Genomic DNA, 13,156 nt, shown 5'->3' with positions numbered 1-13,156 from the left:
AAGTACGAGTCTCAAACGAAAGTCAACTGGTGGCCACGCACAGACCCGAGGCCCGACCCGCGACACGGTGCATGCGGCAGGCCATGATGGGGACCGCACGAGAAGACCCCGACGCAACTGATGACGAGAGGACACCGTGATGACCGAAGAGCGCGAGTCGTACGGCGACTACAGCGTCGACGACGAGGACCAGCCGGGCGCCGAGGACGACGGCACGCCCGACGACGTCGAGGACGAGCTGGATCGCGGCTACTCCCCGCCGGAGCGCTACTCGACCGACTACGGCAACACGCCGTGGGAGGAGGAGCACCGCGAGACCATCGACCAGCGCATGCGGCAGGAGGTCCCGGAGAAGGACCCCTACGACGACGGCTGGAACGACGAGGACGTCGACGACGGCGAGGTCGGCGACCAGCGCGCCGGGCGCCTGGTCGATCCGGACCAGGGGTCCGGCGAGGACACCGAGAAGGACATGGTCGGCGAGGACGTCGGCATCGACGGTGCAGGCGCCTCTGCCGAGGAGGCGGCGGTGCACGTCGTGCCGGACGACGAGTGGGAGCAGTAGCTCACAGCGCGCATGTCCGCTCCTGCGCTCGGTTACCTAAGCGCAACGGAGCCCCGCTTCCTGGCGGGGCCTGGACATGGAGGGAACCATGGAGTTTCTGTTGTGGATCCTGGCGGTCATCCTCGTGATCGCAGGCATCGTGAGCCTCGTTCGCGGGCAGATCCTGTGGGGCATCGTGCTGATCATCGTCGGCCTGCTGGTCGGCCCGGGTGGAGTCAGCATCTTCACCTAGACCGCGCGGATCGACACGACGGGGACGCCCCCGGCGACCACTGGCAACGGTGGACGCCGGGGGCGTCCCCCGTGTCGGGACAGTGTCATGGGCCGGTGAGGGACGACGCCGCCACTCGCAGGTCGGCGACGAGTCCGTCGTACGTGGCCCCCCGCGCCTCACGCGCCCGCAGCACCGCCGACGGATGGGTCGTGGCGAGCACCCAGGCGGGCGCGGCCTCGGACTCCCGAGGCCAGCTGTCCAGCACGCCCCGACGCTCGCCCACCTTGAACCCGGAGCCGTAGAGCGCCTTGCCGGCGGTGCCGCCGAGCAGGACGACCCCGTCCGGCCGCACGACCGTCAGCTCCGCCTCCAGCCAGGGCAGGCACGCGACGACGTGCTCGCGCCCCGGCGACTCGTGGATGCGCCGCTTGCCACGGGTGGTGAAGCGGAAGTGCTTGACCACGTTGGTCGTGTAGACCCGGCCCGGATCGATGCCGGCGTCGGCCAGCGCCCGCTCGAGCACGCCACCGGCGGGCCCGACGAAAGGACGGCCCTCGCGGTCCTCGCGATCGCCGGGCTGCTCGCCGACCAGCATGAGGTCGGCGTGAGCAGCACCCTCGCCCATGACGGCCTGCGTCGCGGGTGCGTAGAGCTCGCAGCCGCGGCAGGCCGGCAGGGCGTCACGCAGAGCGCCGAGCGTGGGCCGGGCGGGGACCCACTGCTCGGCGCCCGGACGCTCCTCGGCACCCTCGGGGTCACTCCGGCCTGAGCGGGTCATGCCCCAGGTCCATCAGCCGGCGCCGGCCACGGTCGTCCGCGACCGGTGCGTCCAGCTCCTCGCCGCGCTTGCCGACGACCTTGTCGACGACGCGGCGCATCACGGCCACGTCGTCGTGGGTCAGGTCGGCCTTGCGCTTGCCCAGGATCTCCAGGACCCGGTGGCCGAGCGGCGGCCCGGCCTGGTCGGGCAATGCCTCGGTCTCCTCACCGGCGCCCTCGACCGCGAGCCACTCCTGCAGCTCGCGCGACGTCATGTTGACGACGCGGTGGAAGTTCTCCCAGGTGATCTCGTCGACGACGGTGTCGGCCATGCCTGTCCCCTCTCGTCGGTCGGGTGGACTGCTCCCGTACCCACCGCGCGCGAGGGCTCACCCCGGCCGGCGCGCCGTCACCTCGATCTCGATGAGCATCCGCGGGTCGAGCAGCTCGCACATCTGCATCGTCGCCGCCGGCGGATGGGCCCCGAAGGCCTCGCGCAGCACCGGCCAGCACGGCTCGAAGTCGTCGCGGTCGGGCAGCAGGTAGCGCACCCGGACGACGTCCGCGAACCCGCAGCCGGCCTCGGCCAGGGCGGCGGCCACGTTGCGCAGCGCCTGCTCGGCCTGCGCGACGACGCCGTCCGGGATCGTCATCGTCGCGTAGTCGAACCCGGTGGTGCCCGACACGTGCACCCAGCCGCCGTCGACGACGGCGCGGGCGTAGCCGATCTGCTCCTCGAACGGAGAGCCGCTGGAGATCGTCTGCCTCGTCACGCGGGCGAGCGTAGCGAGATCCGGCGTGCGAGGATCGGGGTCGTGTACGTGCCCCGGTTCAACGCGGTCGCCGACGACGCCGAGATCCGGCGGCTGGTGGCCACCGTCGGCGCCGGCGAGCTGATCACCACCGGCCCTGACGGCTATCCGCTGGCGACCCGCCTGCCGCTGGTCTGGGACGGCGACCGGGTGCTGCTCCACATGGCGCTGGCCAACCCGCACTGGCGCTCGGTGGAGCCGGACAGCCCGGCTCTGCTCGTCGTGACGGCCCCCGAGGCCTACGTCTCCCCCGCCTTCTACCCGTCCAAGGCGGAGCACGGGCGCGTGGTCCCGACCTGGAACTACAGCGCGGTGCAGATCGCCGGGCGGCTCACCGTGCACACCGACCCGGCGTGGAAGCGCGCACAGGTCGCGCTGCTCACCGACACGATGGAGGCCGGACGCACGGAGCCGTGGGCGGTCGACGACGCCCCGGCGACGTACGTCGACCAGCAGCTGAAGGCGATCGTCGGCCTCGAGCTCGCCGTCGAGCAGGTCGCGGGCAAGGCGAAGCTCAGCCAGAACCGCTCCGCGGCCGACCAGGCCGGCGTCGTCGCCGGGTTGCGCGCCACCGGCCGGCCCCGCGACCTCCAGGTCGCCGACGCGATGGATCGGCTGGCCGGCGACTGAGGGACGCGGTCAGAGGGTCGCGTAGAGGTCGCGCAGCCGGCCCTTGACCATCTTCCCGGTCGGCGTACGCGGCAGGTCGTCGCGGAAGTGGAACTCCTGCGGCACCTTGAAGTGGGCGATCCGCTCGCGGGCGTACGCCGTCAGCTCGGCCGCAAGCCCCTCCCCCGGCTCGGCGCCCGGCGCGGGCTCGACGAAGGCGACCACCCGCTCCCCCATGTCCTCGTCCGGTACACCGATCACGGCGATGTCGCCGACGGCCGGGTGGAGCGTGAAGAGGTCCTCGATCTCCTGCGGGTAGATGTTCACGCCACCGCTGATGATCACGAAGGCCTTGCGGTCCGTGAGGTAGAGGAAGCCCTCCTCGTCGAGGTAGCCGAGGTCGCCGACGGTGGTCCAGTTCGGGTGGTCCGGGTGCTCGGCGGCCGACGTCTTGGCGTCGTCGTTGTGATAGCTGAAGTTGCGGACCTCGCGCTCGAAGTAGATGGCGCCGACCTCGCCGGGCGGCAGCTCGCGCCCGTCCTCCGCCACGATGTGCGGGATGCCGAGCAGCGGCCGCCCGACCGATCCCGGGTGCTCGAGCCAGGTGGTGGAGTCGATCATCGTCGAGCCGTTGGCCTCGGTGGAGGCGTAGTACTCCTCGATGACCGGGCCCATCCAGTCGATCATCCGGCGCTTCACGTCGACCGGACAGGGCGCGGCGGCGTGCACCACGCACCGCAGCGTCGAGACGTCGTAGCGCTCGCGCACGTCGTCGGGCAGCTTGAGCATCCGGACGAACATCGTCGGCACCATCTGGGCATGGGTCGCGCCGTACCTCTCGATCGCGGCCAGGGCGCCCTCGGCGTCGAAGCGCTCCATCATCACCACGGTCCCACCGGCCGAGTGGACAGCGCCCATGAACCGCAGCGGCGCGGCGTGGTAGACCGGCGCCGGCGAGAGGTAGACCGTGTCCTGGCCGAAGCCGTAGACCTTGCCGAACACGGCCGGGTAGAGGTAGCCGGGCTCGTCGACGGCGATCGCCGGCAGCGGTGGCTTGATGCCCTTCGGGCGGCCGGTCGTGCCGCTGGAGTAGAGCAGGTCGTCGCCGTGCGGCTGCTCGGGCAGCGGCTCGTCGCCGGCGGCGGCGAGCGCCGCCCCGTAGTCGGCGTACCCGGGGACCTCGCCGCCGTACGCGAGCCGCTCGGCGACGTCGACGTCGAGACCGGCCACGGTGTCGGCGAGCGCGGCGGAGACGACCAGCGCCTTGGCGCCGCAGTCGCGCACGATGTAGGACGCCTCGGCCGCTGACAGGTGACTGTTGACGGCGGTGACGTAGAGCCCCGAGCGCATGACCGCCCAGTAGACCTCGTAGGTCTCGGGGCGGTTGTCGCTGATCATCGCGACCACGTCGCCGACCCGCAGCCCGGCGGCCCGCAGGTGCCGAGCGAGCCGCAGGCTGCGGTCGTCGAGCTCGGCGTAGGTGAGCGTGCGGCCGCTCCCCGCCATGACCAGCGCTGGCTTGTCGGGCGTCTGGAGCGCCCAGGTTCCCGGGTACATGCCAGGAGCCTGCCAGCGCGGTCGGTCGTGCGGAAGGGGTCGGGCGCAGCGCGGAGCTCAGAGCACCGTGGCGCCGTACATCTCCCCCAGCGGATCGGCGAGGAGCTCCAGGCGGGCACCGTCCGGGTCGCGGAAGTAGAGCGACGTCCCGCTCTCGACCAGGTAGTCGACGCCCGCCTCGTCGAGCTTCTCCTGCAGGTGCCGCCACCGGTCGGGCGTCACGGAGATGGCCAGGTGGTGCAGACCACCCAGCACCTCGGCGTACGGGCCGAGGTCGAGGCCGGGGAGGTCGAAGAACGCGAGCAGGTTGCCGTTGCCGATGTCGAAGAAGAAGTGGTTGGAGCCGGCATAGTCGCGGTTCTCGAAGATCTCGGTGAGCGGGAACTCGAGGACCCCCTGGTAGAAGTCGATCGTGCGCCGCACGTCGGAGCAGAGGAGCGCGAAGTGGTGCAGTCCGCTGCCGCTGGTGGCGGCCCGGTCGCCAGGCGGCCGGAGGTACTCGGCGCGGATCCGCTCCCGCTCCGCGGCGATCCCGGCGAGGTCGAGGGTCATGACGTCATCACCTCAGATCCGCGAGAAGCTGGCCAGGAAGCGGTGCGCGAGGTCGCGGTCGCCGTGGATCGTGCCGCCGTCTCACCGCGTCCAGCCGGTTCGCCTTGCTGGCGAAGTCCATGAAGCTCCATGCGCTCATCGCGGCCTCCCGACCCGATCGATGCACAGCCTGCAGCCGGGGTGGTTGCATGCGAAATCATGGTCCTCGCCCCGGTGGCGCTGTCAACGGGGCGACGTACGCCGGCCGGACCCGAAGCAGCCTTGCAGTGATATTCGAACAGGTGTACTATCGGGGGTAGATCGTAAGTCGTCTCCACGCGCCGGATCTCGCGGCCCCTCCACGTCGATCTGCTGACCTCCTGTCACGCATCCGTGGAGACCTGATGACGGCGGCCGACCTGGTCGCCTCGCTGCGTGACCGAGTGCGGCTGGCGCCGGCCGAGGGCAAGCGCCAGGTCGCCCTCGCACGCGCGTTGGCCGACCATCCGCTCACCCGGGTCGCGCTCGCGGCGGGCGGCATCCGGGCCGCCTCGGCCGCAGTCGTCACCCGCGCACTCGACGCGCTGCCCGCCGACCTGGACCCCGCCCTGGGCGAGCAGGCCGAGCAGTACCTCACCGGCGAGGCCCACGCCCACGACACCCAGGCGCTGCGCCGCCTCGCCGACCACCTCGAGGAGGTGAGCAACCCCGAGGGGCGGACGCCCGACTCGCCGCCCAGCTCGCCCGCGCCGAAGCGAAGGCGCAGCGGGCCGCGTTCGTGCACCTGTGGCACGACGAGCCGACCGCCACGACCGAGGGCGTCTTCCGCCTGCCGCTGCTCTCCGGGGTCAAGCTGCAGCGGATGCTGGAGTCACTGCTCAACCCCGACCGAACCGACCCCATCCCCACGGACGACCCGCACACCGGCGCCCGCCTCTCCGGCGACGAGCGACGCGGCCAGGCCTTCATCGAGCTTCTCGACCGCGTCCCCTCCACCGGCCTGCCGACCCGATCGGCGTCCTGGGGCGAGGCTCACCACCTCACCGCCTGGAGCAAGGACGGGCCGACCGACCTGACCCACGGCGTGCTCCTGTGCCAGCGCCACCACACGTACGCCGACCATCCCGACTTCCAGGTCGGACGACTGCGGCCCGGACGCCTTCGCATCCACCGGCGCTGCTGAGGTCAGCGGGCCGTGGCGCCGTCGTGGCGACCGCGGTCTCAGATGAACTGGTTCAGGAACGCCCGCGAGTAGGCCGTATCGACGCGCTGGTAGCTACCGGTCGCGTTGCACGTCAACGAGTTCACGTACGACGCATCGCCGATCACGTACGGTCCGAGGAACGCCCCTCCGCCGGAGTCTCCGAAGCAGGATCCGCCGCCGGCCTTCGAGTCGCGGTCGTTGATCTGGAAGACGACCACCTCGGTCTGGACGTTCTTGAGGAACGACGTGGTCGAGCGCCGCTCGGTGATGACGACCTGGGCCTTCTTGTCACCGATCTCGACGCCGTAGCCCACCAAGGTGAAGGTCTCCCTCTTGAGCGCGCCCTGGTTGGCGTCGAGGGTGCCGACCGGGAGCAGCGGGGCGGGAGAGATCGCCGGCCACTTGGTCGTCGCCGGCGCATCCAGCACGACGACACCTTGGTCGTGCTGCTTCGAGATGCCCAGCTTGCCCGTCCATCCGGGGTCGGGGTGGGCGGTGCCGGTGATGTAGTGGGTGGCACGCGCGGCACGCTCCGCGGCGCTGATGTTGGCGGCCAACGGATCACCGGGCAGGTCGGTGTCGAAGGAGACGTAGACGTTGGTCGCGGGGTGGGCCCCGTCATCGCCGGTGCAGTGCCCCGCCGTCAGGACGACGGTGGGCGAGATCAGCGTGCCGGAGCAGCGGAACCGTCCCTCGGACGTGGTGAAGCGGATGACGCCGACGTTGGTGTGCACCTCGTCGCGCTGACCGGCGGTGATCGCCGACGCCGACGGTGCGGTCGCCAGGAGTGCGGTGACGAGAAAGAGGCCGGTGAGCACGGCGCCCACGCGAGCCGGTCGAATCTTCTGCATCGAGAACATCCCTCCCCGTTGGTGGTTCGGGCAGTCCACCACGGCGATCGGCCACTGACAATCGCCAGGACCGGTGAAGTCCTGCCGCACGCAGCCGCACCGAAGACCCGCGAGCCTCCGCCCCCGCCCGGACCCTGTTGGCTCAGGCGCGGGACGCCTTGTACTCCTTGTTGGCGTACATCTCGGCGTCGGCTCTGGCGAGCGCCTCGCTGAAGGTCTCGCGCGGCCGCAGCTGGGTCAGACCGGCGGTCCAGCTCACCCCGGAGGTCGCCCTGAGCGCTGCCACCGTGTCCCGCGCGGCGACCTCGTCGACGCCGTCGAAGAGCAGCACGAACTCATCGCCGCCGATCCGGCCGACCTTGACCGGCGTACGCCTGAAGGCCAGGCGCCACTCGTCCGCCGCGGCCACCAGCAGCGCGTCACCGGCGCGGTGACCGTGCGCGTTGTTGACCTGTCTCAGGTCGTCGAGGTCGATCAGGGCGACGCAGATCGGGGCGCCGCGCTCGCCCTGGCGTGCCATCAGCTCGCGGGCGGCGTCCTCGACGCCCCGGCGGTTCAGGACGTCGGTGAGCGGGTCGACGTCAGTGAGTCGCCGCACCCGTCGGCGCAAGGTGTGCACGATCTCCGCGGTCACCATCGCCTGCCCGGCGAGGAGCACGGCGGCGACGGTCAGGTAGAGGTTGTCGCGCCAGACGATCGCGGTGACCCAGAGCGACAGGCCGGCATAGAACACCGCCACCGCGGGCCGGGCGAGCAGCCAGCTCGCGTACGCGCCCAGCATCGACAGCCCGAAGCCGTTGCTCAGGGCCGCGAGGTCCAGGTGCGTGGTCCGAGTCATCGAGGCGATGCCGAGCAGCTGGACGGCGAGCATGACCGTCGCCTCCGGCTGGCGGAAGCGGGGTCCGCGGGCGACGGTGTACGCCGCCATCGCCACTGCGAGCACGGCGAGCGCGCCGAGCTTCTGCGGTGCGTTGGTTCCGGGCGTGCGCAGGAGAGCACCGCACGTCAGGGCGACCGCGTCGATGAGGTAGATCAGCGCCGTCACCGCCACCAGGGCGGTCGGCCTGCCCCACGGTGACGTGCGTCCGACCGGTGCAGCGGGCGCCCAGCCAGCCTGCAACGCCCTCACCACACCCGCAACTCGATCTCGACCGTCTCGATGACTGCTGCCGAGTCCGCCATCGCCGCTCCATGCTAGAGGGGCGAGCGCCGCAGCGAAGGAGAACGGCGGAGTCCGCGGCCGGCACTCCGGTGCCGCTCAGTTGATGATCTCGGCCCGCTCGTCCGCGCGAATCGCCGCCAACCGGTCACGCCAGGCCTGGAGCGCGTCGGGACTCAGCCGTGTCCAGTCGGTCACCTCGCCGACGACCTCGAGCGGCTCCGTGCTGCGGTAGGACCGGGTGGGGTTGCCCGGGAACTTCTTGTCGGTCACATTCGGGTCGTCCTCGAACACGCCCGTCGGCCTCACGAGGTAGACCCGCGGCGCCCCGTCGCCCGGGGCGAGCTCTGCAGCGAGCCCGGCACCGTCGGGCAGCGCCGTGAAGTAGATGTGGTTCATCACGACCTCGGGCCGGTAGTTCGACCGGAAGCCCGCCGTCAGGAAGTCGCCCACCCGGAGATCGGCCTTGGTGCCGTGGAAGAACGGCCCCTCGTCCGGCACATCAGGCATGGCCACAGCCTACGGGGAGAGGACCGCGTCGGGTCTCAGCCGACGGTCGACGTACGGCGTCAGGACGGCCGTTGGTCGGGGGTGCTGGTCTGCTCGGACTCCGCGCCGGTGCCGGCCGGGTCGTCCGTTCGCTCCTCGGACTCCTCCAGGATCGCCTCGGCCTGCTCCCGGGGGTCGTCGCTGCCGGCGGCGACCTCCTCGGGCAGCAGCTCGGCGCGCGAGGTCACGTGCTCGTCGTCAGGGGTGTCGTTCATTCCGGGGCGGTACCCGTCCGGCGCACGCGCCGCACAGGACGTCCCCCTCCGGGGCTTCAGGTCGTGCAGCTGCGGCCGTCGCGAGCCGGCGTCACTCGCCGGACGGGCAGAGTCGGTCGACGAGCTCGCGTACGTGGTCACCGCTCGGAGCGTCCGTGCCCAGCAAGCGATGGATGACCATTCCTTCCACGAGCGCATCGAGCCCGACCGCCGCGCCGGGGCTGACGAAGCGCTGCAGGGTGTCCCGGCTCGCCTCCATCCACCGTTGGGTGAGCTCGCGCAGGCTGGGGTCGCGGAGCGCGGCGAGATAGAGCTCCAGGGCGACGGCCCAGTCGTCCTGGTCCGCTCCGGCGTTCCCGGTGATGAGGTCGGTGACCGCGTCGACGAACCCGTCGTGGCCGGAGACGCGGGCGAAGTGTGCGGCGTACACCTCCGAGAGCCGCGACGCATGCTGCTCGAACGCCTGCCGGCACAGGTCGTCGAGACCCGTGAAGTGGTAGGTGAGGGAGCCGAGCGGTACGTCGGCCCGGGCCGCGATCAGGCGATGCGTGGTGTGGGCCAGACCGTGCTCCGCGATGACGGCGAGGGCGGCGTCGATGATCCGCTGTCGCCGTTGGGGGTCGAAGCGCCGAGGGCGCGCTGCCGTCACGACCTCTGTCCCGCGCTCAGAGCTCGCGGACGACGCGGGCCGGGCTGCCGACCGCGACGACGTCCGCAGGCAGGCTGCGCGTGACGACGGATCCGGCGCCGACCACGGTGTTCTCGCCGATGGTCACGCCCGGGCACACGATGACCCCGCCCCCGAGCCACACGTTGTCGCCGATGGTGATGGGCTCAGCGGCCTCCCACTTGTCGCGGCGCGGCCCCGGCTCGAGCGGGTGCGTCGCGGTGAGGAGCTGGACGTGGGGCCCGATCTGGACGTCCTCGCCGATCAAGACCTGGGCGACATCGAGGACGACGAGGCCGAAGTTGGCGAACGAGCGCGCGCCGAACCGGGTCTGGTAGCCATAGTCGCAGCGGAAGGGCGGGCGGATCTCCGCCCCGTCGCCGAACTCTCCGAGCAACTCGCCGAAGAGCGCCCGCAGCTCCTCCGTGGAGGTCGGATCCACGGAGTTGATGCGGTGGGTCAGGCGCTGCGCGCGGCCGGACTCCGCGGCCAGCTCCGCGTCGTCGGCGATGTAGAGCTCACCCGCGAGCATCCGGTCGCGCATCGTCTTGTCCCTCATGTGTACAAATGTACGCATGAGGAGCCCGCAGCCGCCCTCCGGGGACGGCCGCGGCGTCAGCGCGCCTCAGTCCTTGAAGGCGTCCTTCGTCTTCTCGGCGGCCTGCTTCAGGTCGGCCTTGGTCTGCTTGCGCTGACCGTGTCCGGTCCTGGTCGGGTTGTCGGTCGCCTTCCCGACGGCCTCCTCCGCCTTGCCCTTCGCCTTCTCGGCGGCGTGGCGGGCCTTGTCTCCAGCACCCATCGTGGGCCTCCCTCACCTGTGCGGAGGTACGGCGACCTCCTGTGCGTTCCGTACCCAGCCGCGGGAGGCGGCATACGGGGTCAGTCCCGCTGCAGGATGAAGAAGTAGGGCTGCGGAACGCCCCGCAGGTCCATCATGCCGAGCACCGTGCTGTCGTCCACGCGACGGAACACGTCGATGATCGGCAGGTGGTCGTAGACCATCGCCGCTGTCACCACGCCGCGGTGCCGCACCTCCCGCAACCGGGCCCGGTGCTTGCTCGTGCGCAGCGCGGGCCTCAGCACGCCGAGCGCCTCCCGCCCCCGGCTGACCACCGCGGGCGGGATCTTGTCGACGAGCCCCAGCGGGACGCGCCTCGGGTCCACGGGGAAGATCTCGCCGTCGGGCGTGGAGAAGAGCAGCGGATGGACGTGGTCGACGTCGTCGAACTGCTTGCCGTACCACCCGGAGGCCGCCAGCCGGCCGTCCAGGGGATGCCCGGTCGCGAGCTCCCGGCCGCGCCAGCGCCCGGTGAGGTGCTCGGCCAGCAGCGGGTCGAGACCGTCGTAGAAGGCGAGGGCCTCGGCCGACGTACACGCCGGCTCCAGCGCTGCGAGCGCGTCCACGGTCATGGCTCTCCTCTCGTCGACGCCCGAGCAGTGTCGACCGGTCAGCCATGATGCACGTCCGCGCTCGCCCCGGCCAGGCCCGCGCGCGTCGCGCACCGTGCTGGCGGCTGTCCTGGCGGCTGTCCTGGCGGCTGTCCTGGCGGTTGTCCTGGCGAGCGGCTAACCCGGTCGCGATTGTCGGTGACCTGAGTCACAGTGGTCTCATGCCGCCCGCGATCCGAGCCACCGGCCTGACGAAGAGGTACGGCCAGGTGACCGCCCTCGACGGCCTGGACCTCGAGGTCGAGGGCGGCACCGTGATGGGCCTGCTGGGCCCCAACGGCGCCGGCAAGACGACGACGGTTCGGGTGCTGACCACGCTGATCAAGCCCGATGCGGGCAGCGCGGAGGTCGCGGGCGTCGACGTGCTGCGCCAGCCGCGCGAGCTGCGCCGGCGCATCGGTGCGTCGGGGCAGTACGCCGCGGTCGACGAGCACCTCACCGGATTCGAGAACCTCGACATGGTCGGTCGTCTCTACCACCTCGGTGCGGAGGCGAGCCGGTCCCGGGCCCGCGAGCTGCTTGCGCAGTTCGACCTGGCGCACGCGGCCGATCGCGTCGTGAAGGGCTGGTCCGGCGGGATGCGTCGGCGGCTCGACCTCGCCGGGGCGCTGGTCGCGCGCCCACCGGTGCTGTTCCTCGACGAGCCGACCACGGGGCTCGACCCGCGCGGGAGGGTCGGCATGTGGGACGTGATCGAGGACTTGGTGCGCGAGGGCACGACGCTGCTGCTCACGACGCAGTACCTCGAGGAGGCGGACCGGCTGGCCGACCGGATCGCGGTCATCGACCACGGCCGGGTGATCGCGATCGGCACCGCCGACGAGCTCAAGTCGCAGGTCGGTGGGGAGCGGATCGAGGTCGTCGTACCGACGGCGGCCGATCTCGAGCCCACGCGGCGCGAGGCCGCGCTGCTCTGCATCGAGGAGCCATCCGTCGACCAGCGCGACCGCCGCGTCACGGTGCCGGTGAAGGGCGGCACCAAGGATCTCGTGGCGCTGCTCGGCCGTCTCGACGCCGCAGGCATCGAGGTGCTCGAGGCAGGGCTGCGGCGGCCGACGCTCGACGACGTGTTCATGTCCCTCACCGGACACCATGCCGAGGCGAAGTCAGCCGCCCGGGATCCCGACGACCGGGATCCCGACGGTCAGGATCCCGATGATCAGGAAGGGGTGGCCTGATGGCCGCGATGACCGCGTTCTCGGAGGCTGTGAGCGACTCCGCCGTCATCACCCGCCGCAACCTGCGCAAGATCCTCCGGGTCCCCGACGTGCTGGTGTTCACGACGCTGTCGCCGATCATGTTCGTGCTGCTGTTCGCCTACGTGTTCGGCGGGGCGATCGGCACCCAGGACACCGGCATCGACTACCGGGAGTTCCTCATCGCCGGGGTGTTCGTCCAGACCGTCGTCTTCGGCGCCACGTTCACCGGCTACAGCCTCGCGGAGGACCTCCAGAAGGGCATCGTCGACCGGTTCCGCTCGCTCCCCATGTCGACGTCGTCGGTCGTCGTCGGGCGCACGGTCGCCGACATCGGCATCAACGTGGTGAGCCTGTGCGTGATGAGCCTGACCGGGCTCGTGGTCGGGTGGCGGATCCGGTCGTCGGTGCTGGAGGCGATCGGCGCCTACCTGCTGATCCTGCTCTTCGCGTTCGCGATCTCCTGGATCATGGCCGCGGTCGCGCTCACCGTGCGCACGCCGGAGGTCGTCAACAACGCCTCGTTCGTCGTCATCTTCCCGCTGACCTTCATCGCCAACACGTTCGTGTCGACCAGCACCCTGCCCGGTCCGCTCGAGACGTTCGCCAACTGGAACCCGGTCTCGTCGGTGACCCAGGCCGCTCGCGAGCTCTTCGGCAACGTCGACCCGCAGGCGCCGGTCGCCGACGCGTGGTCGATCCAGCACCCGGTGATCTACACCCTGATCTGGGTGGCGATCATCCTGATCGTGTTCGTGCCGCTCTCGATCAGGCTCTACCAGCGCGCCGCCAGCCGCTGATCGACCCAGCGGCGGGCGC

General features: G+C 71.2%; 20 protein-coding genes. 6 read left to right on the top strand and 14 right to left on the bottom strand.

The features are described from left to right. Positions 1-139: 139 nt before the first annotated feature. Both QDS12_RS05645 and QDS12_RS05640 read left to right on the top strand, forming a co-directional pair. A complete protein-coding gene (locus QDS12_RS05645) occupies positions 140-565 on the top strand; it encodes a DUF5709 domain-containing protein (RefSeq protein WP_279877596.1) in 426 nt (141 codons plus the stop codon). Between the two features lie 88 nt (positions 566-653). Further along, complete coding sequence (locus tag QDS12_RS05640; RefSeq protein ID WP_279877594.1) at positions 654-797, top strand: GPGG-motif small membrane protein; 144 nt, start codon at positions 654-656, stop codon at positions 795-797. An 85-nt stretch (positions 798-882) separates the two neighbouring features. Here QDS12_RS05640 and QDS12_RS05635 read toward each other — a convergent pair whose 3' ends face one another. Genes QDS12_RS05635 through QDS12_RS05625 form a run of 3 tightly spaced genes read right to left on the bottom strand, consistent with a single transcriptional unit; the run spans position 883 to position 2,311 of the window. Continuing rightward, positions 883-1,557 (bottom strand): UdgX family uracil-DNA binding protein, encoded by a 675-nt coding sequence (locus QDS12_RS05635; RefSeq protein ID WP_279877592.1) that lies wholly within the window; start codon positions 1,555-1,557, stop codon positions 883-885. Further along, entirely contained in the window at positions 1,535-1,870 is a 336-nt protein-coding gene (locus tag QDS12_RS05630; protein ID WP_279877590.1) for a DUF3140 domain-containing protein, read from the bottom strand. The genes QDS12_RS05635 and QDS12_RS05630 overlap by 23 nt, the downstream gene beginning before the upstream one ends. 57 nt (positions 1,871-1,927) lie before the next feature. Continuing rightward, positions 1,928-2,311, bottom strand: coding sequence for a RidA family protein (locus QDS12_RS05625; RefSeq protein WP_279877588.1), 384 nt, complete (start codon positions 2,309-2,311; stop codon positions 1,928-1,930). Positions 2,312-2,353: 42 nt separating this feature from the next. Between QDS12_RS05625 and QDS12_RS05620 the strand changes: the two genes are divergently transcribed. Next, positions 2,354-2,980 (top strand): FMN-binding negative transcriptional regulator, encoded by a 627-nt coding sequence (locus QDS12_RS05620; protein WP_279877586.1) that lies wholly within the window; start codon positions 2,354-2,356, stop codon positions 2,978-2,980. 9 nt (positions 2,981-2,989) lie between these two features. On the opposite strand, the gene QDS12_RS05615 is transcribed toward QDS12_RS05620, so the two are convergent. The 3 genes from QDS12_RS05615 to QDS12_RS05605 form a co-directional block, all read right to left on the bottom strand. Further along, positions 2,990-4,516 carry an acyl-CoA synthetase gene (locus QDS12_RS05615; protein WP_279877584.1) on the bottom strand — a complete coding sequence of 509 codons (1,527 nt, stop codon included), beginning with the start codon at positions 4,514-4,516 and terminating at the stop codon, positions 2,990-2,992. 57 nt (positions 4,517-4,573) lie between these two features. Further along, positions 4,574-5,068 carry a VOC family protein gene (locus tag QDS12_RS05610; protein ID WP_279877583.1) on the bottom strand — a complete coding sequence of 165 codons (495 nt, stop codon included), beginning with the start codon at positions 5,066-5,068 and terminating at the stop codon, positions 4,574-4,576. 362 nt (positions 5,069-5,430) lie between these two features. Further along, positions 5,431-5,736: a hypothetical protein gene (locus QDS12_RS05605; protein ID WP_279877581.1), complete on the bottom strand. Its 306-nt coding sequence runs from the start codon at positions 5,734-5,736 to the stop codon at positions 5,431-5,433. Between the two features lie 89 nt (positions 5,737-5,825). Here QDS12_RS05605 and QDS12_RS05600 point away from each other — a divergent pair, with 89 nt between their 5' ends. Continuing rightward, positions 5,826-6,230, top strand: a complete 405-nt coding sequence (locus QDS12_RS05600; RefSeq protein ID WP_279877579.1) for a hypothetical protein — start codon at positions 5,826-5,828, stop codon at positions 6,228-6,230. Positions 6,231-6,268: 38 nt separating this feature from the next. On the opposite strand, the gene QDS12_RS05595 is transcribed toward QDS12_RS05600, so the two are convergent. The 8 genes from QDS12_RS05595 to QDS12_RS05560 all read right to left on the bottom strand — a co-directional run bounded on the left by QDS12_RS05595 (position 6,269) and on the right by QDS12_RS05560 (position 11,102). Further along, a complete protein-coding gene (locus QDS12_RS05595; RefSeq protein WP_279877577.1) occupies positions 6,269-7,102 on the bottom strand; it encodes a trypsin-like serine protease in 834 nt (277 codons plus the stop codon). A gap of 142 nt (positions 7,103-7,244) precedes the next feature. After that, on the bottom strand, positions 7,245-8,147 hold the full coding sequence (locus tag QDS12_RS05590) for a GGDEF domain-containing protein (protein ID WP_279877576.1): 903 nt from the start codon (positions 8,145-8,147) through the stop codon (positions 7,245-7,247). A gap of 213 nt (positions 8,148-8,360) precedes the next feature. Next, a complete protein-coding gene (gene arr / locus QDS12_RS05585; RefSeq protein ID WP_279877575.1) occupies positions 8,361-8,771 on the bottom strand; it encodes an NAD(+)--rifampin ADP-ribosyltransferase in 411 nt (136 codons plus the stop codon). Positions 8,772-8,830: 59 nt separating this feature from the next. Further along, the gene (locus QDS12_RS05580) at positions 8,831-9,025 is read right to left on the bottom strand and encodes a hypothetical protein (RefSeq protein ID WP_279877573.1); all 195 of its coding nucleotides are present in this window, start codon (positions 9,023-9,025) and stop codon (positions 8,831-8,833) included. Positions 9,026-9,116: 91 nt separating this feature from the next. After that, on the bottom strand, positions 9,117-9,674 hold the full coding sequence (locus QDS12_RS05575) for a TetR family transcriptional regulator (protein ID WP_279877572.1): 558 nt from the start codon (positions 9,672-9,674) through the stop codon (positions 9,117-9,119). A gap of 16 nt (positions 9,675-9,690) precedes the next feature. After that, on the bottom strand, positions 9,691-10,251 hold the full coding sequence (locus QDS12_RS05570; RefSeq protein WP_279877570.1) for a sugar O-acetyltransferase: 561 nt from the start codon (positions 10,249-10,251) through the stop codon (positions 9,691-9,693). 66 nt (positions 10,252-10,317) lie between these two features. Continuing rightward, a complete protein-coding gene (locus QDS12_RS05565; protein WP_279877568.1) occupies positions 10,318-10,491 on the bottom strand; it encodes a CsbD family protein in 174 nt (57 codons plus the stop codon). An 80-nt stretch (positions 10,492-10,571) separates the two neighbouring features. Continuing rightward, entirely contained in the window at positions 10,572-11,102 is a 531-nt protein-coding gene (locus QDS12_RS05560; protein ID WP_279877566.1) for a DUF4334 domain-containing protein, read from the bottom strand. Between the two features lie 200 nt (positions 11,103-11,302). On the opposite strand from QDS12_RS05560, the gene QDS12_RS05555 reads away from it, so the two are divergent. Next, the gene (locus tag QDS12_RS05555) at positions 11,303-12,319 is read left to right on the top strand and encodes an ATP-binding cassette domain-containing protein (RefSeq protein ID WP_279877564.1); all 1,017 of its coding nucleotides are present in this window, start codon (positions 11,303-11,305) and stop codon (positions 12,317-12,319) included. Beyond that, a complete protein-coding gene (locus QDS12_RS05550) occupies positions 12,319-13,137 on the top strand; it encodes an ABC transporter permease (protein ID WP_279877563.1) in 819 nt (272 codons plus the stop codon). The genes QDS12_RS05555 and QDS12_RS05550 overlap by 1 nt, the downstream gene beginning before the upstream one ends. Positions 13,138-13,156: the final 19 nt, after the last annotated feature.

It is taken from the genome of Nocardioides sp. CER19, assembly GCF_029846275.1.
GTDB lineage: Bacteria > Actinomycetota > Actinomycetes > Propionibacteriales > Nocardioidaceae > Nocardioides.
Note: the sequence above shows the minus strand (reverse complement) of the source record. Positions and strands in the feature narration are given on the sequence as shown.

What these genes read in the sequence shown, in the direction of transcription:
- QDS12_RS05645 (WP_279877596.1), top strand. Translation starts at nt 140, where the DNA reads ATGACCGAAGAGCGCGAGTCGTACGGCGACTACAGCGTCGACGACGAG.
- QDS12_RS05640 (WP_279877594.1), top strand. Translation starts at nt 654, where the DNA reads ATGGAGTTTCTGTTGTGGATCCTGGCGGTCATCCTCGTGATCGCAGGC.
- QDS12_RS05635 (WP_279877592.1), bottom strand. Translation starts at nt 1,557, where the DNA reads ATGACCCGCTCAGGCCGGAGTGACCCCGAGGGTGCCGAGGAGCGTCCG.
- QDS12_RS05630 (WP_279877590.1), bottom strand. Translation starts at nt 1,870, where the DNA reads ATGGCCGACACCGTCGTCGACGAGATCACCTGGGAGAACTTCCACCGC.
- QDS12_RS05615 (WP_279877584.1), bottom strand. Translation starts at nt 4,516, where the DNA reads ATGTACCCGGGAACCTGGGCGCTCCAGACGCCCGACAAGCCAGCGCTG.
- QDS12_RS05610 (WP_279877583.1), bottom strand. Translation starts at nt 5,068, where the DNA reads ATGACCCTCGACCTCGCCGGGATCGCCGCGGAGCGGGAGCGGATCCGC.
- QDS12_RS05595 (WP_279877577.1), bottom strand. Translation starts at nt 7,102, where the DNA reads ATGCAGAAGATTCGACCGGCTCGCGTGGGCGCCGTGCTCACCGGCCTC.
- arr (WP_279877575.1), bottom strand. Translation starts at nt 8,771, where the DNA reads ATGCCTGATGTGCCGGACGAGGGGCCGTTCTTCCACGGCACCAAGGCC.
- QDS12_RS05580 (WP_279877573.1), bottom strand. Translation starts at nt 9,025, where the DNA reads ATGAACGACACCCCTGACGACGAGCACGTGACCTCGCGCGCCGAGCTG.
- QDS12_RS05570 (WP_279877570.1), bottom strand. Translation starts at nt 10,251, where the DNA reads ATGAGGGACAAGACGATGCGCGACCGGATGCTCGCGGGTGAGCTCTAC.
- QDS12_RS05565 (WP_279877568.1), bottom strand. Translation starts at nt 10,491, where the DNA reads ATGGGTGCTGGAGACAAGGCCCGCCACGCCGCCGAGAAGGCGAAGGGC.
- QDS12_RS05560 (WP_279877566.1), bottom strand. Translation starts at nt 11,102, where the DNA reads ATGACCGTGGACGCGCTCGCAGCGCTGGAGCCGGCGTGTACGTCGGCC.
- QDS12_RS05555 (WP_279877564.1), top strand. Translation starts at nt 11,303, where the DNA reads ATGCCGCCCGCGATCCGAGCCACCGGCCTGACGAAGAGGTACGGCCAG.
- QDS12_RS05550 (WP_279877563.1), top strand. Translation starts at nt 12,319, where the DNA reads ATGGCCGCGATGACCGCGTTCTCGGAGGCTGTGAGCGACTCCGCCGTC.